19 protein-coding genes and 1 tRNA gene are annotated in these 20,960 nt (G+C 65.3%); 7 read left to right on the forward strand and 13 right to left on the reverse strand.

Annotated elements, in window-relative coordinates; genetic code table 11:
* Positions 1–204: 204 nt before the first annotated feature.
* The 5 genes from lon to AB4099_RS26400 all read right to left on the reverse strand — a co-directional run bounded on the left by lon (position 205) and on the right by AB4099_RS26400 (position 6,936).
* The gene (lon, locus tag AB4099_RS26380) at positions 205–2,634 is read right to left on the reverse strand and encodes an endopeptidase La (RefSeq protein WP_113518438.1); all 2,430 of its coding nucleotides are present in this window, start codon (positions 2,632–2,634) and stop codon (positions 205–207) included.
* A 292-nt stretch (positions 2,635–2,926) separates the two neighbouring features.
* Positions 2,927–4,195: an ATP-dependent Clp protease ATP-binding subunit ClpX gene (gene clpX / locus AB4099_RS26385; protein WP_069880648.1), complete on the reverse strand. Its 1,269-nt coding sequence runs from the start codon at positions 4,193–4,195 to the stop codon at positions 2,927–2,929.
* Between the two features lie 339 nt (positions 4,196–4,534).
* Positions 4,535–5,161 (reverse strand): ATP-dependent Clp protease proteolytic subunit, encoded by a 627-nt coding sequence (locus AB4099_RS26390; RefSeq protein ID WP_441480223.1) that lies wholly within the window; start codon positions 5,159–5,161, stop codon positions 4,535–4,537.
* A gap of 147 nt (positions 5,162–5,308) precedes the next feature.
* Positions 5,309–6,760 carry a trigger factor gene (gene tig, locus AB4099_RS26395; protein WP_441480224.1) on the reverse strand — a complete coding sequence of 484 codons (1,452 nt, stop codon included), beginning with the start codon at positions 6,758–6,760 and terminating at the stop codon, positions 5,309–5,311.
* A 91-nt stretch (positions 6,761–6,851) separates the two neighbouring features.
* A tRNA-Leu gene (locus tag AB4099_RS26400) sits at positions 6,852–6,936 on the reverse strand.
* A 227-nt stretch (positions 6,937–7,163) separates the two neighbouring features.
* Here AB4099_RS26400 and AB4099_RS26405 point away from each other — a divergent pair.
* The 3 genes from AB4099_RS26405 to AB4099_RS26415 all read left to right on the forward strand — a co-directional run bounded on the left by AB4099_RS26405 (position 7,164) and on the right by AB4099_RS26415 (position 10,732).
* On the forward strand, positions 7,164–8,588 hold the full coding sequence (locus AB4099_RS26405) for a multicopper oxidase family protein (protein ID WP_441480225.1): 1,425 nt from the start codon (positions 7,164–7,166) through the stop codon (positions 8,586–8,588).
* Between the two features lie 73 nt (positions 8,589–8,661).
* Entirely contained in the window at positions 8,662–9,522 is an 861-nt protein-coding gene (kdsA, locus tag AB4099_RS26410; RefSeq protein WP_441480226.1) for a 3-deoxy-8-phosphooctulonate synthase, read from the forward strand.
* Positions 9,523–9,529: 7 nt separating this feature from the next.
* Positions 9,530–10,732 carry an MFS transporter gene (locus tag AB4099_RS26415; protein WP_441480227.1) on the forward strand — a complete coding sequence of 401 codons (1,203 nt, stop codon included), beginning with the start codon at positions 9,530–9,532 and terminating at the stop codon, positions 10,730–10,732.
* 2 nt (positions 10,733–10,734) lie between these two features.
* Here the strand turns inward: AB4099_RS26415 and queF are convergent, their stop codons facing one another.
* On the reverse strand, positions 10,735–11,190 hold the full coding sequence (queF, locus tag AB4099_RS26420; protein WP_113518525.1) for a preQ(1) synthase: 456 nt from the start codon (positions 11,188–11,190) through the stop codon (positions 10,735–10,737).
* A gap of 143 nt (positions 11,191–11,333) precedes the next feature.
* Here queF and eno point away from each other — a divergent pair, with 143 nt between their 5' ends.
* On the forward strand, positions 11,334–12,617 hold the full coding sequence (gene eno, locus AB4099_RS26425; protein WP_113518433.1) for a phosphopyruvate hydratase: 1,284 nt from the start codon (positions 11,334–11,336) through the stop codon (positions 12,615–12,617).
* A gap of 18 nt (positions 12,618–12,635) precedes the next feature.
* Here eno and AB4099_RS26430 read toward each other — a convergent pair whose 3' ends face one another.
* Positions 12,636–13,301: a hypothetical protein gene (locus AB4099_RS26430; RefSeq protein WP_441480228.1), complete on the reverse strand. Its 666-nt coding sequence runs from the start codon at positions 13,299–13,301 to the stop codon at positions 12,636–12,638.
* Between the two features lie 166 nt (positions 13,302–13,467).
* On the opposite strand from AB4099_RS26430, the gene AB4099_RS26435 reads away from it, so the two are divergent.
* Positions 13,468–14,466 carry a DMT family transporter gene (locus tag AB4099_RS26435; RefSeq protein ID WP_441480229.1) on the forward strand — a complete coding sequence of 333 codons (999 nt, stop codon included), beginning with the start codon at positions 13,468–13,470 and terminating at the stop codon, positions 14,464–14,466.
* Here AB4099_RS26435 and AB4099_RS26440 read toward each other — a convergent pair.
* The 4 genes from AB4099_RS26440 to AB4099_RS26455 form a co-directional block, all read right to left on the reverse strand.
* Entirely contained in the window at positions 14,371–15,168 is a 798-nt protein-coding gene (locus AB4099_RS26440; protein WP_441480230.1) for a hypothetical protein, read from the reverse strand. The two genes, AB4099_RS26435 and AB4099_RS26440, sit on opposite strands and share 96 nt — an antisense overlap.
* Positions 15,169–15,202: 34 nt before the next feature.
* Complete coding sequence (gene tgt, locus AB4099_RS26445) at positions 15,203–16,327, reverse strand: tRNA guanosine(34) transglycosylase Tgt (RefSeq protein WP_441480231.1); 1,125 nt, start codon at positions 16,325–16,327, stop codon at positions 15,203–15,205.
* A gap of 92 nt (positions 16,328–16,419) precedes the next feature.
* A complete protein-coding gene (locus AB4099_RS26450) occupies positions 16,420–16,770 on the reverse strand; it encodes an ArsC family reductase (protein WP_441480232.1) in 351 nt (116 codons plus the stop codon).
* Positions 16,771–16,818: 48 nt separating this feature from the next.
* The gene (locus tag AB4099_RS26455) at positions 16,819–17,724 is read right to left on the reverse strand and encodes a LysR family transcriptional regulator (RefSeq protein WP_441480233.1); all 906 of its coding nucleotides are present in this window, start codon (positions 17,722–17,724) and stop codon (positions 16,819–16,821) included.
* A gap of 103 nt (positions 17,725–17,827) precedes the next feature.
* Between AB4099_RS26455 and AB4099_RS26460 the strand changes: the two genes are divergently transcribed.
* On the forward strand, positions 17,828–19,009 hold the full coding sequence (locus AB4099_RS26460; protein WP_113518426.1) for an MFS transporter: 1,182 nt from the start codon (positions 17,828–17,830) through the stop codon (positions 19,007–19,009).
* A gap of 55 nt (positions 19,010–19,064) precedes the next feature.
* Positions 19,065–20,099: an aldo/keto reductase gene (locus AB4099_RS26465; RefSeq protein WP_441480234.1), complete on the forward strand. Its 1,035-nt coding sequence runs from the start codon at positions 19,065–19,067 to the stop codon at positions 20,097–20,099.
* Positions 20,100–20,135: 36 nt separating this feature from the next.
* Here AB4099_RS26465 and AB4099_RS26470 read toward each other — a convergent pair whose 3' ends face one another.
* Together AB4099_RS26470 and AB4099_RS26475 are read right to left on the reverse strand one after the other, a co-directional pair.
* Positions 20,136–20,627: a DUF2165 family protein gene (locus AB4099_RS26470; RefSeq protein ID WP_113518424.1), complete on the reverse strand. Its 492-nt coding sequence runs from the start codon at positions 20,625–20,627 to the stop codon at positions 20,136–20,138.
* On the reverse strand, positions 20,620–20,958 hold the full coding sequence (locus AB4099_RS26475) for a tetratricopeptide repeat protein (protein WP_441480235.1): 339 nt from the start codon (positions 20,956–20,958) through the stop codon (positions 20,620–20,622). The genes AB4099_RS26470 and AB4099_RS26475 overlap by 8 nt, the downstream gene beginning before the upstream one ends.
* Between the last annotated feature and the right edge of the window lie 2 nt (positions 20,959–20,960).

Raw genomic sequence — 20,960 nt, forward strand, 5'->3', positions numbered from 1 at the left:
AGCAACATGTTTCTGTCGGATCGGTTGCTCATCTCTGCTCCTCGACCCCGGCGTAAGCTATGACCCAGGGACCGGCTCAAGCGCCTTCTTCGGCAAGCTGCGAGCGAGCGGAACACAGCGCAATCACGACAACCATCCGGAAACGAAAAAGGCCGGCAGCGATGCTGCCGGCCTTCTCGTCACTCGTGCGTCGTGCGGGATGCCTCAGTGGGCGACGAGCCCACCGGAAGCGTCATCCTCAGCCGCCTTGGGCCGAACCGCCGAGAGGTCTTCCTCCCAGACGATCGGCACCGGCTGGCGGATCAGCGCGTGCTGGAGCACCTGCTCCATGCGCGCCACCGGCACGATCTCCAGACCGCTCTTCACCGACTTCGGCAGATCGACCAGGTCCTTGGCATTGTCCTCTGGGATCAGCACCTTCTTGATACCGCCTCTCAGCGCGGCCAGGAGCTTCTCCTTGAGGCCGCCGATCGGCAGCACCCTGCCCCGCAGCGTCACCTCGCCGGTCATGGCAAGGTCACGACGGGTCGGAATGCCGGTCAGGACCGAGACGATCGCAGTCGCCATGGCGATACCGGCCGATGGCCCATCCTTCGGGGTCGCGCCCTCGGGAACGTGGACGTGGATGTCGCGCCGCTCGAAGAGCGGCGGCTCGATGCCGAAATCGATGGCACGCGAGCGGACATAAGATGCCGCTGCCGAGATCGATTCCTTCATCACGTCGCGCAGATTGCCGGTGACGGTCATCTTGCCCCGACCGGGCATCATGACGCCTTCGATCGTCAGCAGTTCGCCGCCGACCTCCGTCCAGGCAAGACCCGTGACGACACCAACCTGATCCTCGGTCTCGGCTTCGCCATAGCGGTAGCGCGGCGGGCCGAGATAGTCCTCAAGCACGGTCGGGGTGATCGCGACCTTCTTCTTCTTGGTCAGGATGATGTCCTTCACCGCCTTGCGCACGGTGTTGGAAAGCTCGCGCTCGAGGTTGCGGACGCCGGCCTCGCGCGTATAGCGCCGGATCAGCGTCATCAGGGCCTCGTCATCGATCGACCATTCCTTGGATTCAAGGCCGTGCTTCTTGATCGTCTCCGGAATCAGGTGACGACGAGAGATCTCGACCTTTTCTTCCTCGGTGTAGCCAGCAATGCGGATCACCTCCATGCGGTCCAGAAGGGCCGGCGGAATGTTCAGCGTGTTGGCCGTGGTCACGAACATCACGTTCGAGAGGTCGTAGTCCACCTCCAGATAGTGGTCGTTGAAGGCCGCGTTCTGCTCGGGGTCGAGCACCTCGAGCAGAGCCGCCGAGGGATCGCCACGGAAGTCCTGACCCATCTTGTCGATCTCATCGAGCAGGATAAGCGGATTGGCGGTCTTCGCCTTCTTCATCGACTGGATGATCTTGCCGGGCATCGAACCGATATAGGTGCGCCGGTGGCCACGGATTTCGGCCTCGTCGCGCACGCCGCCGAGCGACATGCGCACGAACTCACGGCCGGTCGCCTTGGCGATCGACTTGCCGAGCGAGGTCTTGCCGACGCCGGGAGGACCGACGAGACACAGGATCGGGCCGGCGAGCCGGTTGGCGCGCTGCTGCACGGCGAGGTATTCGACGATGCGGTCCTTGACCTTGTCGAGCCCGTAGTGATCGTCGTCGAGCACCTGCTGGGCGACGGCGAGGTCCTTCTTGATCTTCGACTTCTTGCCCCACGGAATGCCGAGCATCCAGTCGAGATAGTTGCGGACCACCGTCGCCTCGGCCGACATCGGCGACATCTGGCGAAGCTTCTTCATCTCCGCCATCGCCTTGTCGCGGGCTTCCTTGGAGAGCTTCGTGTTGACGATGCGCTCTTCCAGTTCGGCCAGCTCGTCGCGGCCTTCCTCGCCGTCACCAAGCTCCTTCTGGATCGCCTTCATCTGCTCGTTGAGATAGTACTCGCGCTGGGTCTTCTCCATCTGGCGCTTGACGCGCGAGCGGATGCGCTTCTCGACCTGCAGAACCGACATCTCGCTTTCCATCAGCGAGAGCACCTTCTCCAGGCGGTGCGCGACATTGACGATCTCGAGCACGGCCTGGCGGTCGGCGATCTTGACGGCAAGATGCGAGGCAACCGTGTCGGCGAGCTTGGAGGGCTCGTCGATCTGCGAGACGGCGGCAACGATCTCGGGCGAGATCTTCTTGTTGAGCTTCACATAGCTCTCGAACTCGCTGACGACCGAGCGGCCGAGTGCCTCGACCTCGACCTTCTTGCCCTCTTCCTCGGAGAGGCCGATCGCATCAGCCTGATAGAAGGCTTCCTCGGCGACATAGGAGGTCGCCTTGGCGCGGCCGACGCCCTCGACCAGCACCTTGACGGTGGAGTCGGGCAGCTTCAGCAGCTGAAGCACGCGGGCGAGCGTGCCGATCTCATAAATGTCCTTGGTCGCCGGATCGTCATCGCCGGCGTTCTTCTGCGTCGCAAGCAGGATCAGGCCGTCGGTCTTGACCACTTCCTCAAGGGCGCGAATGGACTTCTCGCGCCCGACGAAGAGCGGGACGATCATATGGGGGAAAACGACGATGTCGCGCAGGGGGAGAACCGGATAGGTGCCGGTCTCGCCGGGAACGAAAGGAGCGCGGGGCGCCGAGCCAGTCATGACTTATCCTTTGCAGTTGCGCCCGGCGAACCCCCTGATGGGCGGAACGATCGGACGTAAGCGGCTAGACGACCATTCGCCTGACCGCCCCCGCGGGCCCCGCCCTTAGAAGGCGCGCGACTCTCGCAGGTGCACCTAAAGTGGAGGCTTCTGTGCCGGCTTTCAAGCAAGCCGAAGAGGTCTTCCAACGTTGCTTTGCCGCAAGGAGCGATTCCGGCAAGGCAACGGCCTCTCGAACGCAAAACGCGCGCCAACCGGCGCGCGTTCCCGAAATTACAGGATTCAGCGGATGTCAGGCCGAGGCTGACTTCGCATCTTCCTCGCGTTCCGCATAGATGAACAACGGACGCGACTTGTTCTCGACAGCCTCCGGCCCGATCACGACCTGCTCGACGCCTTCCAGCCCCGGCAACTCGTACATGGTCTCGAGCAGGATGCTTTCCATGATCGAACGCAGGCCGCGTGCGCCTGTCTTGCGCTCGATTGCCTTGCGCGCGATCAGGCTGACGGCCTCGTCGGTGAAGGTGAGTTCGGTATCCTCCATCTCGAAGAGGCGCTGATACTGCTTCACCAGCGCGTTCTTCGGTTCGGTCAGGATCGTCTTCAGCGCCGCCTCGTCGAGATCCTCGAGCGTCGCCAGGACCGGCAGACGGCCGACGAATTCCGGGATCAGGCCGAACTTCAGCAGATCCTCGGGCTCGACCTCACGGAAGATCGCGCCGGTACGGCGGTCGTCCGGGGCCTTCACGATCGCGCCGAAGCCGATCGAGGTGCCCTTGCCGCGGCTGGAGATGATCTTGTCCAGTCCGGCGAAGGCGCCGCCGCAGATGAACAGGATGTTGGTGGTGTCGACCTGCAGGAATTCCTGCTGGGGATGCTTGCGCCCGCCCTGCGGCGGCACGGAGGCGACCGTGCCTTCCATGATCTTGAGCAGCGCCTGCTGGACACCCTCGCCCGAGACGTCGCGGGTGATCGAGGGATTGTCTGACTTGCGACTGATCTTGTCGATCTCGTCGATATAGACGATGCCGCGCTGCGCCCGCTCGACATTGTAGTCGGAGGCCTGGAGCAGCTTCAGGATGATGTTCTCGACATCCTCGCCGACATAGCCGGCCTCGGTCAGCGTCGTCGCATCCGCCATGGTGAAAGGCACGTCGAGGATACGGGCGAGCGTCTGCGCGAGCAGCGTCTTGCCCGAGCCCGTCGGCCCGATCAGCAGGATGTTCGACTTCGCCAGCTCGACGTCGTTGTGCTTCGTCGCGTGCGAGAGCCGCTTGTAGTGGTTGTGAACCGCAACCGAGAGCACCTTCTTGGCGTGGTCCTGGCCGATGACATAGTCATCCAGCACCTTGCGGATCTCGCGCGGGGTCGGCACGCCGTCCTTCGACTTCACCAGCGCGGATTTGGATTCCTCGCGGATAATGTCCATGCAGAGCTCGACGCACTCGTCGCAGATGAACACGGTCGGTCCCGCAATCAGCTTGCGAACCTCGTGCTGGCTCTTGCCGCAGAAGGAGCAGTAGAGCGTGCTCTTCGAATCGCCGCTGCTGACCTTACTCATCGTTCATCTCCATTTCCGGAGTCGGTCCACACCAGCCGAAGCGGGTGCGGGCGTCGTCTCTCCGTCATAATAGGCCGCTCAGTTCGCGATTATTAGGTTAACGCGCCAGGCCGAGACATCTGACCTGAAAACCTGACCCAAAACCGGACACCAGCTGTGCCTGTCCGCTCACCCGAGTCCCCATGCAAGCATGGGGCCGCTTTCCAAATCAATATGGGACGCCCGGCTGAGCAAGCCAACCCACAGATAGCGGGGCGGCTCGTCGCAGCCGACACCAGACGAAAGCCGAAACGCCCAAGGCGTGCTTCGGCCCCTGCCCGGTTCTCCATTCCGGCCCGTTCAGGCCGCGGCGTCTTCCGGACGCCGATCGATGACCTTGTCGATCAGGCCGAAATCGCGGGCCGCCTCGGCAGTCATAAAGTTGTCGCGCTCCAGCGCAGCCTCGACCTCGTCGTAGTTGCGCCCGGTATGCCTGACATAGATCTCGTTCAACCGGCGCTTGAGGTTCTCGACCTCGCGCGCGTGGATCAGGATATCGGTGACCTGGCCCTGAAAGCCGCCGGAGGGCTGATGCACCATGATGCGCGCATTCGGCAGCGCGAAGCGCATATCCTTGGCACCCGCGGTCAGCAACAGCGAGCCCATCGAGGCCGCCTGCCCGACGCACAATGTCGTGACCGGGCAGCGGATGAACTGCATCGTATCATAGATCGACAGGCCTGACGTGACCACGCCCCCCGGCGAGTTGATGTAGAAGGAAATTTCCTTCTTCGGATTCTCTGCCTCGAGAAACAGCAGCTGCGCCACGATCAGCGAGGCGGAGAAATCCTCGACCGGGCCGGTCAGGAAGATGATGCGTTCCCGCAGCAGGCGCGAGTAGATGTCGAAGGCGCGCTCGCCGCGGCTCGACTGCTCGACCACCATCGGGACGAGATTGTTGTAGGTCTCGATCGGATCGCGCAGCATGGGTCTATCCTTGGGGTCGCGGTCGCCGGGAATCAGCGGATTTCGTGAATGCCATCCACATAAGCACGCGGATCGTGGCTGAAAAGGGAAGCGCCGCCCTGGCCATTGCCGGGCGGCGCCAATCTTGAATCAAGGTTTCCGAAAGTCTCAGGCCGAAGCGTCGTCGGCCTTGGCTGCGTCGTCGGCCTTGGCCTCGGACTTCTTGGCCTTCTTGGCGGCTGCCTTCTTCGGCTTGGCCTCACCGGCCTCCTCAGTGGCGTCCTCATCGGCGTAGAGCGCCTCGCGGCTGACCGTCTGATCCTCGACCTTCACCTGGCTGAGCAAATGGTCGACGACCTTCTCCTCGAAGATCGGAGCGCGGATCTCGGCGAGAGCCTGCGGGTTCTTCTGGTAGAACTCCCAGACCTGCTTCTCCTGCCCGGGGAACTGACGGACGCGCTCGACCAGGGCCTGGGTGACCTCGTCATCAGAGATCTGGACCTTGGCCTGCTCGCCGATTTCGGCCAGCACAAGGCCCAGGCGCACCCGGCGCTCGGCGATCCGGCGGTACTCGGCGCGGGCCTCGTCCTCGGTGGTATTCTCGTCCGCGAAGGTCTTCTTCGCGTCCTTCATGTCGGCCTCGACCTGGCTCCAGACGGCAGCGAATTCCTGCTCGACCAGGGTCGGCGGCAGCTCGAACGTGTACTTGCCATCAAGTGCGTCGAGCAGGCTCTTCTTGATCTTGCGGCGCGACTGGGCGCCGAAATCACGGCCGATCTGCTCGCGAACGGCGCTCTTGAGCGCATCGAGCGACTCCATGCCGAAGCCCTTGGCGAGTTCGTCGTCGATCTTGAGGGCGTCGGGGCCCTGCACGTCGTCGACGGTGACCTCGAACTCCGCCGGCTTTCCGGCAAGGTGGGTCGCGGTGTAGTTCTCCGGGAACGTCACCTTGACGGTGCGCTTCTCGCCGGTCTTGGCACCCTCGAGCTGGTCTTCGAAGCCGGGAATGAACTGCCCCGCACCGAGATCGAGTGGGATGCCCTCGCCGGTGCCGCCGTCGAAGGGCTGGCCCTCGAGCGTACCGACGAAGGAGATCATCAGGCGATCGCCCTTCTCGGCCTTGGCCTTTTCACCCTTCGAGGTGAAGCTGCGATTCTGCGACGCCATGCGCTCGAGCGCAGCGTCGACTTCGCTCTCCGGCACTTCCGCAACCGGCTTGACCAGCGAAACATCGGAGATGTCGGCGAGCTCGATCTTCGGCAGGACCTCGAGCGCCACCGTGAAGGCGAGGTCGCCCTTGGCTTCCATCGCGGCCTCGATCTCGTCCTTATTCTCGGGGAAACGGATCTGCGGCTCGAAAGCGAGCTTCAGGCCGTTATCCGCGACGATTTTCTGGTTGGCCTCGTTGACTGCGTTCTGCAGCACATCGGCCATGACCGAGCGGCCGTAGAGACGGCGCAGATGCGCGACCGGTACCTTGCCGGGGCGGAAACCGTTGATACGCGCCTTGCCCTGCAGGCCCTGCAGGCCATCATCGAGCCTGGTCTTGAGGTCGGCAGCGTTCAGCACCACCTGGAATTCGCGCTTGAGGCCCTGGGACAGGGTTTCGGTCACGTTCATTGTTTCGTTCCGCCAACTGCTCGTTAATTCAAAAATCCAAACGCGCGCCGTCGGGTTGCCCGCCGCCGCGCTTGAGAAATCCGGCCAAGTCTGGTGCGGGCGGAGGGACTCGAACCCCCACGACTTTCGCCGCTGGAACCTAAATCCAGTGCGTCTACCAATTCCGCCACGCCCGCCGACCCGATGCGCTGCGCGCGAGCAAACGCAGCGCCGCCATCGTTGGGCCGCGGTGCTATACGCATTTCAGGCGCAGCATGCAGCAAAAAAATGCGACGGTTCTGCGAAACCGCTGAAACAGGCATGCCATCCCGGCCTCTCGCCAGATCGCGCGCCACGGATTATGCCGCTTGCCATGACCGACAGAAGCGCTCGCCGTCCAATCTCTCACAGTCTCCAGGCGACCATGCCAACACGGCGCATGGTGCTGGCGGGGCTGGGCGCCAGTGCAGTTCTGGGCGAGGCCGGCGCACAATCCTTGCCGACCGCCCCCGCAGTGAAGTCTCTGACGAAGAACGCCGATTCGGCTGCGCTGCCGAGCCGGAACCTCGTTGTCGGCCCGGCGAAGGCGCGCTTGCGGCCGTCTCCGGCGCCGGAGAGCGAGGTCTGGGCCGTCGATGGCGAAACGCCAGGGCCCGTATTGCGGATCAAACTGGGGCAGACGCTGCGGCTCCGGCTGGAGAACCGAACGACGAAACCGCTGAGCCTGCATTGGCATGGTCTGCGCGGATCGTCCGAGATGGATGGCGTCGGCGGCTTCAGCCAGCAGCCGATCGCGCCGGGAGCCAGCTTCGAATACCGGCTGACGCCGCCCGATTCGGGCTTCTTCCTGTATCGCCCTCTCCTCGTCGGGGCCTCGTCCGAGCCAGCAGGACGCGGCCTGGCCGGCCTGCTCATCGTCGAGGAGACTGAGCCGCCACGCGTCGATCTCGACCTGCCGGTGATCCTCGCTGACTGGCTGCTGGGCGACGACCAGTCGATTCAGCCCTTCGACGCAAAGGGACCGGAGGGAGCCGCGGCCGGCCGGCTCGGCAACTGGATCACCGTCAATGGCAAGGCGCCGGCCCAGCGCATCGCGCTGCCTCCAGGCGCACGCGTTCGGCTGCGCCTCGCCAATGCCTGCAATGCCCGGATCACGCGGCTGCGCTTCGAGGGCATCAAGCCGTTCGTCATGGCCGTCGACAGCCAGCCGACCGATAATTTCGAACCCGTGCGCGCGCAGCTGCCCTTCGCTCCCGGCACGCGCTACGATCTCGTCTTCGATATGCCGGATGAAGCCGGCGCCACGGCAATGGTCACGGCGCTCACCGGCTCGGGCGTCCCTCTCCTGCGCTTCGTCGCGGAGGGAGCAAAGCAGGCGGCGGCAGGCGAAATCGCCGCACTTAAGCCGAACCCGACCCTGCCGCCCGCCGTGCGGCTGCAAGACGCCAGGCGCAGCGAAATCGTCGTGACCGGCGGAGCCAAGGTCACCGCCGACAGCAAACTGGACCTCTCCGGCCTTGATCTCGCCCGGCCCTGGGCGATCAATGGTGCTATCGGCACGCCCGATGCCAGGCCCCTCTTCAGCGTCAGGCGCGGCGCCCCGGTGGTGATCGCAATCGACAATCGCACCGCCTTCCTGCAGCCGTTCCATGTCCACGGCCATAGTTTTCGCCTGCTGCATCCCCTCGACGACGGCTGGGAGCCCTATTTCCTCGATACGGTCCAGATCCCCGAAGGGCGGCGGCTTCACATCGCCTTCATCGCCGACAATCCCGGCCGCTGGCTCATTTCGTCGACTGTGCTGGAGCGATTCGATCTCGGTCTCTGGACCTGGTTCGAGGTGACGTGACCCGCAAGCTCCGGCTTGACCTCAGCGGGACGAGGGCCCTAAGCCCGCCGCCAACAACCGCATTGGAGCCGCCATGTCCGCCAACGCCATCGTCACGATCGGCGCCGACCTCGCAAGGCCGGTCCGCTTCGGCAACGCTCTGCCTCTCGCATTGATCGCTGGCCCCTGCCAGATGGAAAGCCGCGAGCACGCGCTCGAAATCGCCCTTGCGCTCAAGGAGATGGCGGTAAAACTTGAGATCGGGTTGGTCTTCAAGACCTCCTTCGACAAGGCGAACCGGACCAGCGTCAAGGGGCAGCGCGGCATGGGCCTGGAGGCCGCCCTGCCCGTCTTCGCCGAGATCCGCGAACGCACCGGCCTGCCGGTCCTGACCGATGTGCACGAAGCCGGGCAATGCGCGGCCGTGGCTGAGGTCGTCGACGTCCTGCAGATTCCTGCCTTCCTGTGCCGTCAGACCGATCTGCTGGTTGCCGCCGCGCAGACCGGGCGCGTGGTCAACGTCAAGAAGGGCCAGTTTCTGGCCCCCTGGGACATGGTCAATGTCGCAGCCAAGGTCACCGAGAGCGGCAACCCGAATGTCATGGTCACCGAGCGCGGTGCCTCCTTCGGCTACAACACACTTGTCACCGACATGCGGGCGCTGCCGATCATGGCCGAAGGCATCGGCGCGCCGGTGATCTTCGACGCAACGCATTCCGTCCAGCAGCCGGGTGGCAAGGGCGCCTCCACGGGCGGCCAGCGTGAATTCGTACCCGTGCTGTCGCGGGCAGCGGTCGCGGTCGGCGTCGCCGGCCTCTTCATCGAGACCCATCCAGACCCCGACAATGCACCGTCGGACGGCCCCAACATGGTTCCGCTCGCGGACTTCCCTGCGCTGATCGCAGAGCTGCAAGGCTTTGATCGGCTTGCCAAGGCGAGGCGCGCGCCGGTTTAAGGCGCGTATGGACAAGATCGTTACCGCAACCAAGCCCGCCTCGCTGCGCCCGCTGATCCTGGTCCTCGGGGCCTGCGGTTTCGCATCGACCTTCACCATGCGGATTCTCGATCCGCTGGTGCCGACACTAGCGGCCGAGTTCGGCCGGACGATCGTGCAGATCGCCGCCATGGCGACCGCGTTCTCCTTTGCCTACGCGGTCGGTCAACCCTTCCTCGGCCCGATCGCGGATTCGGGCGGCAAGTTGCGGACGATCAGCGTCTGTCTCGGCCTGCTCGCCCTGCTCTCGATGGCGGCCGCCTTCTCCCTGTCCTTCGACGTACTGACCGTAATCCGGGCGAGCACGGGCATCGTCGCCGGCGGCGTGATCCCCATCGCCATGGCCGCGATCGGTGACCGCGCGCCGATGGCCGAGCGGCAGGTACTGCTCGGGCGCTTCCTTGTCCTGATGATCGTCGGACAAATGGCGGGAGCCGCCTGCTCGGGCGTGATCGCGGAGCATTTCGGCTGGCGCAGTGTCTTCGTGATGGCCGCTGCCATGGCGGCGGCTGCAGCGCTCCTTGTCATCTTCGTGCTGAAGCCGCGGCCGGATGCGGCACGGCTGCCGCTCAGCTTTGCCGGCGCGCTGGCGAATTACAGATCCGTCTTCGCCAACCCGCGCAGCAAGCTGCTCTACGCGATCGTCATCACCGAGGGCAGCCTGATCTTCGGCATGCCACCCTATGTGGCGGCGATCCTGCAGGAGCGCTCAGGGATCGGTCCCTCACTGGCCGGGCTGGTGATCGCCGGAACCGGACTTGGCGGCATCATCTATGGAATCCTGACCCGCATCCTGGTCGAGCGCCTCGGACCGGCCCGCATGACGGTCACCGGAGGGCTCCTGATGGCGACGGGTTATGTGCTGTTCTCACTGCCCTTCCTGCCTTGGTGGAGCGCGGTTGGCCTGTTCACCCTGAACGGGTTCGGCTTCTTCCTGATGCACGGCACCTTCCAGGCTCAGGCGACCGAACTCGCTCCGACCGCGCGCGGCTCGGCCGTCTCGCTCTTCGCCTGCGCGCTGTTCCTGGGCCACGCGATCGGCCCGGTCGCCATGGGCATCGCCCTGCATCTGCTCGGCACGACAGGCGCGATCCTGCTCTTCGCGGCAGGGATCGGCCTGCTCGGCATCCTGACTCCGCGCATCCTGCCGCTGGCAGGCTCGCGGACCTGAACTCAGCGACCGCGATAGGGGGCGACACCTTGATCGGGCAGCCAAAGCCCCTTCGGCGGCTCGCCGGTCTGCCAGAACACATCGATCGGGATTCCACCGCGCGGGTACCAATAGCCGCCGATGCGGAACCATTCCGGCTCCAGCAGCTCGACCAGGGTCTTGCCGATATTGACGGTACAATCCTCGTGGAAGGCTCCGTGGTTGCGGAACGAGCCGAGATAGAGCTTCAGCGATTTCGATTCGACCAGCCATTGGCCGGGCAGATAATCGATGACCAGGATGCCGAAATCAGGCTGGCCGGTCACCGGGCAGATCGACGTGAATTCCGGGCAGGTGAAGCGGGCGAGGTAATTGGTGCCCGCATGCGGATTGGGCACGCGGTCGAGGCGGGCCTCCTCCGGGGATTGCGGCAGGGCGCTGGATTGTCCCAGCTGCAGGGTCGAGGCATCGATCGTCATGGTCATGGCTCCTTGAAGGCGGCCTTCTAGAGCCTCGGGCGCGCCCGCGCCACCGGCCAATCGCCGCGACGCCTCTTTCCGTTACGCCTGTGCTTGGCTAGAAGCGCCGCATCCTTCCGTTTCGCCTCGCACCGGAGCCTCCCATGACCGCGATCATCGACATCATCGGCCGCCAGATTCTCGACAGCCGTGGCAACCCGACCGTCGAGGTCGACGTGGTGCTCGAAGACGGCTCCATGGGCCGCGCCGCGGTTCCTTCCGGCGCCTCGACAGGTGCGCATGAAGCGGTCGAGCTTCGTGACGGCGACAAGAGCCGCTATCTCGGCAAGGGCGTGCTGAAGGCGGTCGAGATCGTCAACACCACCATCGCCGAAGCCCTCGTCGCCATGGATGCCGAGGACCAGGCCGCGATCGACCAGACCATGATCGATCTCGATGGCACCCCGAACAAGAAGAAGCTTGGCGCCAATGCCATTCTCGGCGTCTCGCTCGCCGTCGCCAAGGCCGCAGCCGAATGTTCGGGCCTGCCGCTCTATCGCTATGTCGGCGGCACCTCCGCCCGCGTCCTGCCCGTGCCGATGATGAACATCGTCAATGGGGGCGCCCATGCCGACAACCCGATCGATTTCCAGGAATTCATGATCATGCCGGTCGGCGCGCCCTCCTTCGCGGAAGCCCTGCGCATGGGCGCCGAGGTGTTCCACACGCTGAAGAAGGCGCTGCACGACGCCGGCCACAACACCAATGTCGGTGACGAGGGCGGCTTCGCGCCGAACCTGAAATCGGCCGAGGCAGCGCTCGATTTCGTCATGCAGGCGGTCGAGAAGGCCGGCTACCGGCCGGGCGAAGACATCGCGCTGGCGCTCGACTGCGCCGCGACGGAGTTCTTCAAGGACGGCTCCTATGTCTATGAGGGCGAACGCAAAACCCGCGATCCGAAGGCGCAGGCGAAATACCTTGCTAAGCTCGTCGGCAACTACCCGATCGTTTCGATCGAAGACGGCATGGCAGAGGATGACTGGGACGGTTGGAAGGCCCTGACCGATCTCGTCGGCAGCAAGTGCCAGCTCGTGGGCGACGACCTCTTCGTCACAAACGTCACCCGCCTGTCCCAGGGCATCAAGAGCAAGACCGCGAACTCTATCCTGGTGAAGGTCAACCAGATCGGCACGTTGACCGAGACGCTTGCCGCCGTCGAGATGGCGCAGCGTGCCGGCTACACCGCGGTGATGTCGCACCGTTCAGGCGAGACCGAGGACTCGACCATCGCCGATCTCGCGGTTGCGACCAATTGCGGGCAGATCAAGACCGGCTCACTCGCCCGCTCGGACCGCACTGCGAAGTACAACCAGCTGCTCCGCATCGAGGAGGAGCTCGGCGCCCAGGCGATCTATGCCGGGCGCTCGGCGCTGAAGGCGCTGGCCTGAGGCTGAAAGCGCCCGCTCTCACCAGCTCGGCAGGAGCTGGCTGGCCGTCGAGACCGTCCAGGTCCCGGCGGCGCCGACCCGGTCGGCGAGGCCGCCCAGCGCGCGGCCGGCGCGCGTGACGCCATCCGGCAGTTCCAGTCCCAGCAGGCTTGGCCCGCGCGTTGAAGCGACGGCCGGCGCAGCATCGCCCGCGGAGGCTGCCAGTTGCAGCGGTGGCGAAATCGGCAAGGGCTGCGCTGACGCGACGCTTGGCTTGCTCCGCTCGCGCGGGACGCTGTGCGCCGCCGCAGTGACTGGGGCGCTGCTACGTTGCTGTTCAGCGCGAGCCAATGCCTGAGTCGTGCCAGCTGGCAGAGCCCAGCTTGTCGCCATCGGCATCAGCAAGGTCGCCGGCACCGCCAAGGCCCTGGCGGGCGAGACGGGCTGAGCATTGCTTGTGCTCATCTGATCGCGATGCCGCTCCAGGAACTTGCTCACGGGCGCTTCCGAGGCATCTGCAAGCGCGGCATCAGGCTGCGATGCCCGGACGATCTGCATGGTCGCGCGATGGGCCGCTCCGGACTGGATCTGAAGAAAGGCCAGGACTCCGGCGGCAGCCACGGAGGCCGTGACAGAGACCGCCACCTGGCCGCCGAAGCTGCGCAGGACCCGGCCGATCGCCATCTTCGTCGTATCGTCGTTCATGAGTTCATCCCTTGGTCGCCCCATGAGAAGCGGCCGGACGCGGCGACAAAATGGCGCAGCCGGGGAGCAATTGCGGCCCCGACAGATTTCCCATCCCGCAAGCGGTGCGGGCGAGCCATGCAGCATCGGGCATATCGCGATTGTGCAATGCGGGATTAATCGAGGCATGGACAGGATCGCCGACGCTTCGCTGATCGATCAAAAGGCAGCGCGGCTGCGCTGGCGGCTTGCCGTCATTGGCATGCTCTGCAGCGTGCTGATCTTCGGCTCGAACTTCGTGATCAGCCGGCATGCCGTACTCAACGGACTGAGCCAGCATGATCTGCTTGCCCTGCGCTTCGCGACCGCCGGTCTTCTGCTGCTGCCGATTTTCCTCCGGGATGGCGGCTTGGCGACATGCGGCGGGGTAACCTGGCGGCGCGGCATCTGGCTCGCGATCACCAGCGGCTTCCCGATGACCTATCTGATGCTGACCGGGCTGACGCTTGCCCCCGCGGCCCATGGCGCCACCATCGGCCCCGGCACCGTGACGCTGATCGGCATCGCAGGAAGCGTCGTGTTGTTTGGCGCCCTGCTGACGCGGAAACTGATCATCGGCGTCATCGGGGTTCTCGCAGGCCTGGCCTGCCTCGGCATTGCCGGCAGCACCGGCTCGACGGCCGGCACCTTGCGCGGCGATCTCTGCTTTCTCGGCGTCGGGCTGCTCTGGGGCTTCTACCCGCTGCTGATCCAGCTCTGGAAGGTCAACGGGTTGAAGGCAGCGGCGATCGTCTCGATCCTGTCGATGGCCTATCTGCCGTTCTACTTCGCGTTCTATTTCCGCGGCTTCGATGTCGCGCCGTGGTGGGTGCTCGTCGCGCATGCGCTCAATCAGGGCGTGCTCAACGTCATCATCGGCCTGTGGATCTGGGGCTGGGCGGCGCATGTGCTCGGCGCCTCGGTCGTCGGGCGATTTCCCCCCTTGATCCCGGTGACCGGCACCCTGCTGGCCATCCCGATCCTTGGTGAAATCCCGGGCCCGCTTCAGGTGGCGGGCTTTATCCTGATCATTGGCGGCCTGTTTGTCGCGTCATGGCGCCGCCCGACGCGCGCGATGGGCCATGGACATCAGGCCCAGATTCCAGCCGACGCAAAGCAGAAGCCCGAGGCCGAGCGCCGGCCATGATCCGAGCGGCACCGCCGTCAGGTGAACAAGGCCAAGCGCAAGGCCGAACCCGAGAAGGCCGAGCGCGCAGTTGGCGATGACGGCCGCCGTCGCGGGGCCACCAATGCGCGGCTGCAGCATAGCGATGAGGCTCGACAGCACGATCGGAAATGCGGCCAGCACACCGGACCAGCCCGGGCCGACGCGCGCGCTGATGGTCGTCACCGTTCCCGCCAGCCCAGCGACGCAAGCGGCACGCAGCGGGATCGCGTACCAGGGCCGTCCAGGAGGCGCCGCCGGTCTCGCCGCCAGATACGGCCTGAAGAGCATGTGGAGGCCGGCAAAGACCGCAACGGTCAGCACAGCCATGACCATGACCGGCGGCGTGAGCTGCCGCAGCACGAATGCGATCGTCAACCACATCGCCAGCCCGGACACGAGGCTCGCCACCGTGCCGAGGCGTTGGGCGAGCAGGACATAAACCAGCGCCAGGCCGGAATTCGAGAGATTGGCGGCCATGCTGCCGAGCGCACCGGCGGCGATGAAGGCCGGGTCGTGCTCGAGCGCGAGGAAGACATAGACCGGCCCGGCCGAAATCGGCAGCGTCGCGATCAGGGCCGCAACAAGCGGACCGGTCCGTTCGGCCAGCAACGAACAGCCGACCACGATCGCTGCCGCGGTCGCCATCTTGAGCAGCAGCATGCCGAGCCAGGGGTCGATCATCGCTCCAGCCGGGAATCCGTTGCCGCGATCCGGATCATGCCGGCTCGCCTCTCGCCCAGCCTTCCTTGGTCTCGGCAATGAAATCGGCAAGTGTTCCGGCCGCAATCGCGGCGCGCAGCCCGGCCATCAACTCCTGATAATAGGCGAGATTGACCCAGGTCAGCAGCATCTTGCCGAGCATCTCGTCGGCCTTGACGAGATGGTGCAGATAGGCGCGCGCATAGCCGTTGGCGGCCTGGCAGCTCGACTTGGGGTCGATCGGCCGCGGGTCGTCGGCGTGCTTGGCATTGCGCAGATTCATCCGGCCGAAGCGGGTGAAGATCTGGCCATGGCGGCCGGCACGGGTCGGCATCACGCAGTCGAACATGTCGACGCCGCGGCTCACCGCCTCGACGATATCATCCGGCGTGCCGACGCCCATCAGATAGCGTGGGCGCTCCTGCGGCAGATGCGGCTCGACCGTTTCGATCATCGCCAGCATCACATCCTGCGGCTCGCCAACCGCGAGGCCACCGATCGCATAGCCCTTGAGATCCATTTCGACGAGCGACCGGGCGCTCTCGACGCGCAGCGCCGGTACGGCACCGCCCTGGACTATGCCGAAGAGCGCCCTGCCCGCGGGATTTCCGAAGGTTGTCTTGCAGCGCTCGGCCCAGCGCAGCGACAGGCGCATCGCCTTCTCGGCGACCTTATCCTCGCATGGCAGCGAGACGCATTCGTCGAGCTGCATGACGATGTCGGAGCCGAGCAGATTCTGGATCTCGACCGAACGCTCGGGCGAGAGCATGTGGCGCGAGCCGTCGATATGCGACTGGAAGGTCACGCCCTCCTCGGTCAGCTTCCGGAGCTGGGAGAGCGACATCACCTGGAACCCGCCGGAATCGGTCAGGATGGGATGTGACCAGTTCATGAACCTGTGCAGACCGCCAAGACCGGCGATGCGCTCCGCGCCGGGGCGCAGCATCAGGTGATAGGTATTGCCGAGCACGACATCGGCACCGAGCGCCTTGACCTGCTCGGGATACATTCCCTTGACGGTCGCGGCTGTGCCGACCGGCATGAAGGCCGGGGTACGGATTACGCCGCGTGGCATGCGGATCTCGCCGGTACGGGCAGCGCCGTCCCGACCGAGCAGATGGAAGCTGAAATCGGTTGTCATGCGCAGCGAGGTAGCGCAGCAGCCGCGACAACGGAAGTGCAGCGCACGCCGGCCCACCGTGACGGCACGGCCGGGCGCGGTATGATCATGGATCAGCGCGGGAAGGCCGCCTCGTAGACCGCCGGCTTGAAACCGACCAGTGTCCGCGAGCCAAGGTCGAGCACCGGCCGCTTGACCAGGGAGGGCTGCGCCAGCATCAGCGAAATTGCCTTGCCGGTGTCGAGCCCCGTTTTGTCGGCATCGGGCAGAGCGCGAAAGGTCGTGCCGGCGCGGTTCAGGACCGTTTCCCAGCCATGCTCCGCACACCATGCCTCGAGGCTGGCGCGTGCTACACCCACGGCCTTGTAGTCATGGAAGCGATAGGCGACCCCGTGCTCGTCCAGCCAGGTTCGCGCCTTCTTCATCGTGTCGCAGTTCTTGATGCCGTAAATCGTGATCGCCATGTCGCCCCCTGCCTGTACGCCTTGGTCTAGGCAGGGAATCGGCAGGGCTCAACCGACGCGAGCCTTCTCCCCCAGAAAATCGAGCAGGGCCCGGATACGCGCCGGCAAGGGGCCGCCTTGCCCCAGATAGACAGCGTGCACCTCCTCGAGATCGCCGGGATTGCTCTCCTCTAGAACCGGCCGCAGCCGTCCCGCCCGGATATCCTCGCGCACGGTGAAGGTCGCGAGCCGCGCAAGCCCCACCCCCGCGACGGCCAGATGCCGCAAGGCTTCGCCATCGCTGGTCTGCGTGCTGCCGACGATCGGGACGGTGACGGCTTGACCGTCATCCAGCAGCGGCCAGCCTTCTATCGTGCGAGCGTAACAAAGTCCGATGCGGTTATGATCGTCGAGTTCCGCGACGCTTTTGGGTTCGCCGAACCGCTTCAGATAGCTCGGCGCCGCGACGATCGTCATGCGGGTCGCGCCGAGCTTGCGGGCAATGAGATTGGAGCTCTTCAGCGGCCCGGCCCTGACCGCGACATCGGTACGCTCTTCCATAAGGTCGATGACCGCATCGGTGTGCACTATGTTCAGCGTCACGCCGGGGTAGCGCGCCAGAAATTCCGGCACGACCGGCGCGAGAATATGCGTGCCGTAGGAGGCGTTGGTGTTGAGGCGAATGCGGCCTGTCGGGCTCTCGCTGGAGGAGGCGCTGCGCTCTGCCTCGTCCAGATCGGCCAGGACGCGGATGCTGCGTTCATAGAAGATGCCGCCTTCCGGCGTGAGCTGGAGCTTGCGCGTCGAGCGGTTCACCAGTCTCGTGCCAAGGCGGGCCTCCAGCCGCGCGACGAGCTTGCTGACAGCCGAAGGCGTCATCCGGAAGGCACGGGCCGCCGCCGAGAAGCCGCCGAGCTCGACGACCCGGGCAAAGACCTCCATCTCGCCGGAGCGGTTGATCTCCAAACGTGCCATGATGAATTCATCTCACAAATGATGTTCCTTGCGGCAACCTAACGCACGATGCTGCAACGCGCCATCTTGCCACGAGACATTCCCCGTCTTGCGGACAACCACCATGCCCATTGCACTCTATGCCCTCACCGCCGGCGCTTTCGGCATCGGCGTCACCGAATTCGTCATCATGGGGCTTCTGATCGAGGTCAGCGCCGATCTCGGCGTCTCGATCGCTTCGGCCGGCCTTCTGATCTCCGGCTATGCGCTCGGCGTCGTCGTGGGGGCGCCGCTGATGACCGCCTTCACCGCGCGCTGGCCGCGCAAGACCGTGCTGCTCGCCCTCATGGTCATCTTCACGCTGGGCAACGCCGCCTGCGCATTGGCTCCGGATTACGGGCTGCTGATGGCAGCGCGCATCCTCACCGCCTTCGCACATGGCACCTTCTTCGGCGTCGGCTCGGTCGTCGCCACGGGTCTGGTCCCGCAGGAGCGCAAGGCCTCGGCCATCGCGATCATGTTCACCGGCCTGACGATCGCCAATATCCTCGGCGTGCCGTTCGGTACCTGGCTCGGGCAGCAGCTCGGCTGGCGCGCCACCTTCTGGGCTGTGACGCTCGTCGGCATCGTTGCGCTCGCGATCATCGCGGCCTTTGTGCCGAAGGACAAGACGGCACCGGAGGCCAGCGACTGGCGCACCGATCTGAAGGCGATGGCGCAACGCCCGGTGCTGCTCGGCCTGCTGACGACTGTCCTTGGCTTTGCCGGCGTGTTCGCGGTCTTCACCTATATCGCGCCGATCCTGACCAAGGTGACGGGGCTCGGCGATAGCCTGGTCTCGCCGGTCATGCTCGTCTTCGGCGGCGGGTTGATCGTCGGCAACCTGATCGGCGGGCGACTGGCCGACCGTTACCTGGTCCCGACGGTGATCGGCAGCATGCTTGTCCTGGCTGTGGTGCTCGGCCTGATGACCTTCGCCATTCACGATGGCATCGCAGCCACCATCTTCGTCGGACTGCTCGGCGCCGCCGGCTTCGCGACCGTGCCTCCGCTGCAGATCTGGGTGCTGGAGAAAGCCTCCGGGGCGGGCCAGAGCCTCGCCTCCAGCCTCAATATTGCCGCCTTCAATCTCGGCAATGCGCTGGGCGCCTGGGCCGGCGGCGCCGTGATCGACCACGGGCCGGGCCTGACGGCCGTCCCCCTCGTCGCAGCGCTGATGCCGATCGGCGGCCTCATGGTCGCACTCTGGAGCCTGCGCCTCGATCGCAAGGCCGCGCTCACGGCACCGGCCCTGAGTCGCTGCTGAGCGATTTCATCCAACCAGACTTATCTGCTCCATCACACCATCAAGGAGAGCCATCATGGACTATCGCAATCTCGGAGCATCCGGCCTCAAGGTCCCTGCCCTCAGCTTCGGCGCCGGAACCTTCGGCGGCCAGGGCCCGCTCTTCGGAGCCTGGGGCACCACCGACGCCACGGAAGCCCGGCGACTGGTCGACATCTGCCTCGAGGCCGGTCTCAACCTCTTCGACACTGCCGATGTCTATTCCAACGGCGCGTCGGAGGAGGTGCTGGGCGAAGCGATCAAGGGCCGCCGCAACGAGGTGCTGATCTCGACCAAGACCAGCCTTCCGATGGGCGATGGACCAAACGATGCCGGCTCGTCGCGCCCACGCCTGATCAAGGCGGTCGAGGATGCGCTCCGCCGGCTCGGCACCGAGCATATCGACCTGTTGCAGCTCCACGCCTTCGACGCGCATACGCCGATCGAGGAGGTCCTGTCGACGCTCGCTGACCTCGTGCGCGCCGGCAAGCTCCGCTATGTCGGCGTCTCCAACTTTGCCGGCTGGGAGCTGATGAAGTCGCTCGCAATCGCGGAAAAGCATGGCTACCCGCGCTATGTCGCGCATCAGGTCTATTACTCGCTGGTCGGGCGCGACTACGAATGGGAACTGATGCCGCTCGGGCGCGATCAGGGCGTCGGCGCACTGGTCTGGAGCCCGCTCGGCTGGGGTCGCCTCACCGGCAAGCTGCGCCGCGGTCAGCCGCTGCCGGAGGGAAGCCGCCTGCACCAGACAGCCGAGTTCGGTCCGCCGGTCGATGATCACCGGCTCTATGCAGTGGTCGATGCGCTCGACGAGGTCGCCAAGGAGACCGGCAGATCCGTGCCGCAGATCGCGATCAACTGGCTGCTTCAGCGCCCGACCGTATCGAGCGTCATCATCGGCGCCCGCAACGAGGAGCAGCTCCGGCAGAATCTCGGAGCGGTCGGCTGGTCGCTGACCGCCGAGCAGATCGAGCGGCTGGATGCAGCAAGCAGCGTGACCGCGGCTTATCCCTATTTCCCCTATCGCCGTCAGGCGGGGTTTGCCCGGCTCAACCCGCCCATCGTCTGAGACAGCAGGACAAGCCAGCCTGACGCCCGAGCGGCGTCAGGCATTGACCGCGAGCGCAGCCACGATGGTCATGACGAGCAGGGCGATCTGCGTGAGCTGGAGTTCGCCCTGACGGATCCAGTAGGCAAACCAGAGCCCTCCGCTCATCATCGATAGCCAGACCAGCACCATCACGCCGAGCCCCGCAGTCGAGAACCAGATTCCCCGGGCCGGAGCTGCGGCAGAGAGACAGGCGTGGATCAGTTCAACCGCGCCAAAGCCGAGCAGCACGGTCGCAAGAGCCTGCATCATAAGGATGCCCGCGAGCGCGAGAACGGACCAGCTCCCGGAGTGCAATGCCCGCCGCAGCAGCGGTGTCGGAATGGCGGGCTCCTCCTTGAGCGGCGTCATCGCCAATGTGCGCGCAATGGCACCGACCGCCCCGCGAAAGTCGCGGATATTGTTCAGGACCGTGATTGCCGACCAGAGCGCAAGGCCGCCGACCAGCATCGTCTTGAACAGCAGGATCGCTGAGGGCAGATCAGGCACGATCCACGCCTCCGACAGGTCTTGAAGCGCGGTTGAGGAAGACCTGCATCTGCCGGGCCGACTGAATGTCGCCCCGCCGCTCGGCAGCCGCAATTCCGCTCTGCCACGCCGTGCACGCCGCTTGCGTCAGACCTCCCAGCAACCGGGCGCGGCCAAGCTGCGCCCACGCCGCCGAATAATCGGGATCAAGCGCGACCGCGCGCTCGAGATGCACGATCGCGGCCGGGCTGTCGCCGTGCTTCAGGCAGGCAGTGCCGAGCGCGAAGCGGAGGATCGCGCTATCCGCGCCAGCCGCCAACCGCGCCGAGAGCCGCTCGGCGAGTCCCGTCACCG

Origin of the sequence: Allobosea sp. 2KB_26 (assembly GCF_052115715.1) — a bacterium.
In the GTDB taxonomy this organism is placed as follows: domain Bacteria; phylum Pseudomonadota; class Alphaproteobacteria; order Rhizobiales; family Beijerinckiaceae; genus Allobosea.

Coding starts and splice junctions, on each gene's coding strand:
- lon (WP_113518438.1), bottom strand. CDS start 2,634: ATGACTGGCTCGGCGCCCCGCGCTCCTTTCGTTCCCGGCGAGACCGGC.
- clpX (WP_069880648.1), bottom strand. CDS start 4,195: ATGAGTAAGGTCAGCAGCGGCGATTCGAAGAGCACGCTCTACTGCTCC.
- AB4099_RS26390 (WP_441480223.1), bottom strand. CDS start 5,161: ATGCTGCGCGATCCGATCGAGACCTACAACAATCTCGTCCCGATGGTG.
- tig (WP_441480224.1), bottom strand. CDS start 6,760: ATGAACGTGACCGAAACCCTGTCCCAGGGCCTCAAGCGCGAATTCCAG.
- AB4099_RS26405 (WP_441480225.1), top strand. CDS start 7,164: ATGCCAACACGGCGCATGGTGCTGGCGGGGCTGGGCGCCAGTGCAGTT.
- kdsA (WP_441480226.1), top strand. CDS start 8,662: ATGTCCGCCAACGCCATCGTCACGATCGGCGCCGACCTCGCAAGGCCG.
- AB4099_RS26415 (WP_441480227.1), top strand. CDS start 9,530: ATGGACAAGATCGTTACCGCAACCAAGCCCGCCTCGCTGCGCCCGCTG.
- queF (WP_113518525.1), bottom strand. CDS start 11,190: ATGACGATCGATGCCTCGACCCTGCAGCTGGGACAATCCAGCGCCCTG.
- eno (WP_113518433.1), top strand. CDS start 11,334: ATGACCGCGATCATCGACATCATCGGCCGCCAGATTCTCGACAGCCGT.
- AB4099_RS26430 (WP_441480228.1), bottom strand. CDS start 13,301: ATGAACGACGATACGACGAAGATGGCGATCGGCCGGGTCCTGCGCAGC.
- AB4099_RS26435 (WP_441480229.1), top strand. CDS start 13,468: ATGGACAGGATCGCCGACGCTTCGCTGATCGATCAAAAGGCAGCGCGG.
- AB4099_RS26440 (WP_441480230.1), bottom strand. CDS start 15,168: ATGATCGACCCCTGGCTCGGCATGCTGCTGCTCAAGATGGCGACCGCG.
- tgt (WP_441480231.1), bottom strand. CDS start 16,327: ATGACAACCGATTTCAGCTTCCATCTGCTCGGTCGGGACGGCGCTGCC.
- AB4099_RS26450 (WP_441480232.1), bottom strand. CDS start 16,770: ATGGCGATCACGATTTACGGCATCAAGAACTGCGACACGATGAAGAAG.
- AB4099_RS26455 (WP_441480233.1), bottom strand. CDS start 17,724: ATGGCACGTTTGGAGATCAACCGCTCCGGCGAGATGGAGGTCTTTGCC.
- AB4099_RS26460 (WP_113518426.1), top strand. CDS start 17,828: ATGCCCATTGCACTCTATGCCCTCACCGCCGGCGCTTTCGGCATCGGC.
- AB4099_RS26465 (WP_441480234.1), top strand. CDS start 19,065: ATGGACTATCGCAATCTCGGAGCATCCGGCCTCAAGGTCCCTGCCCTC.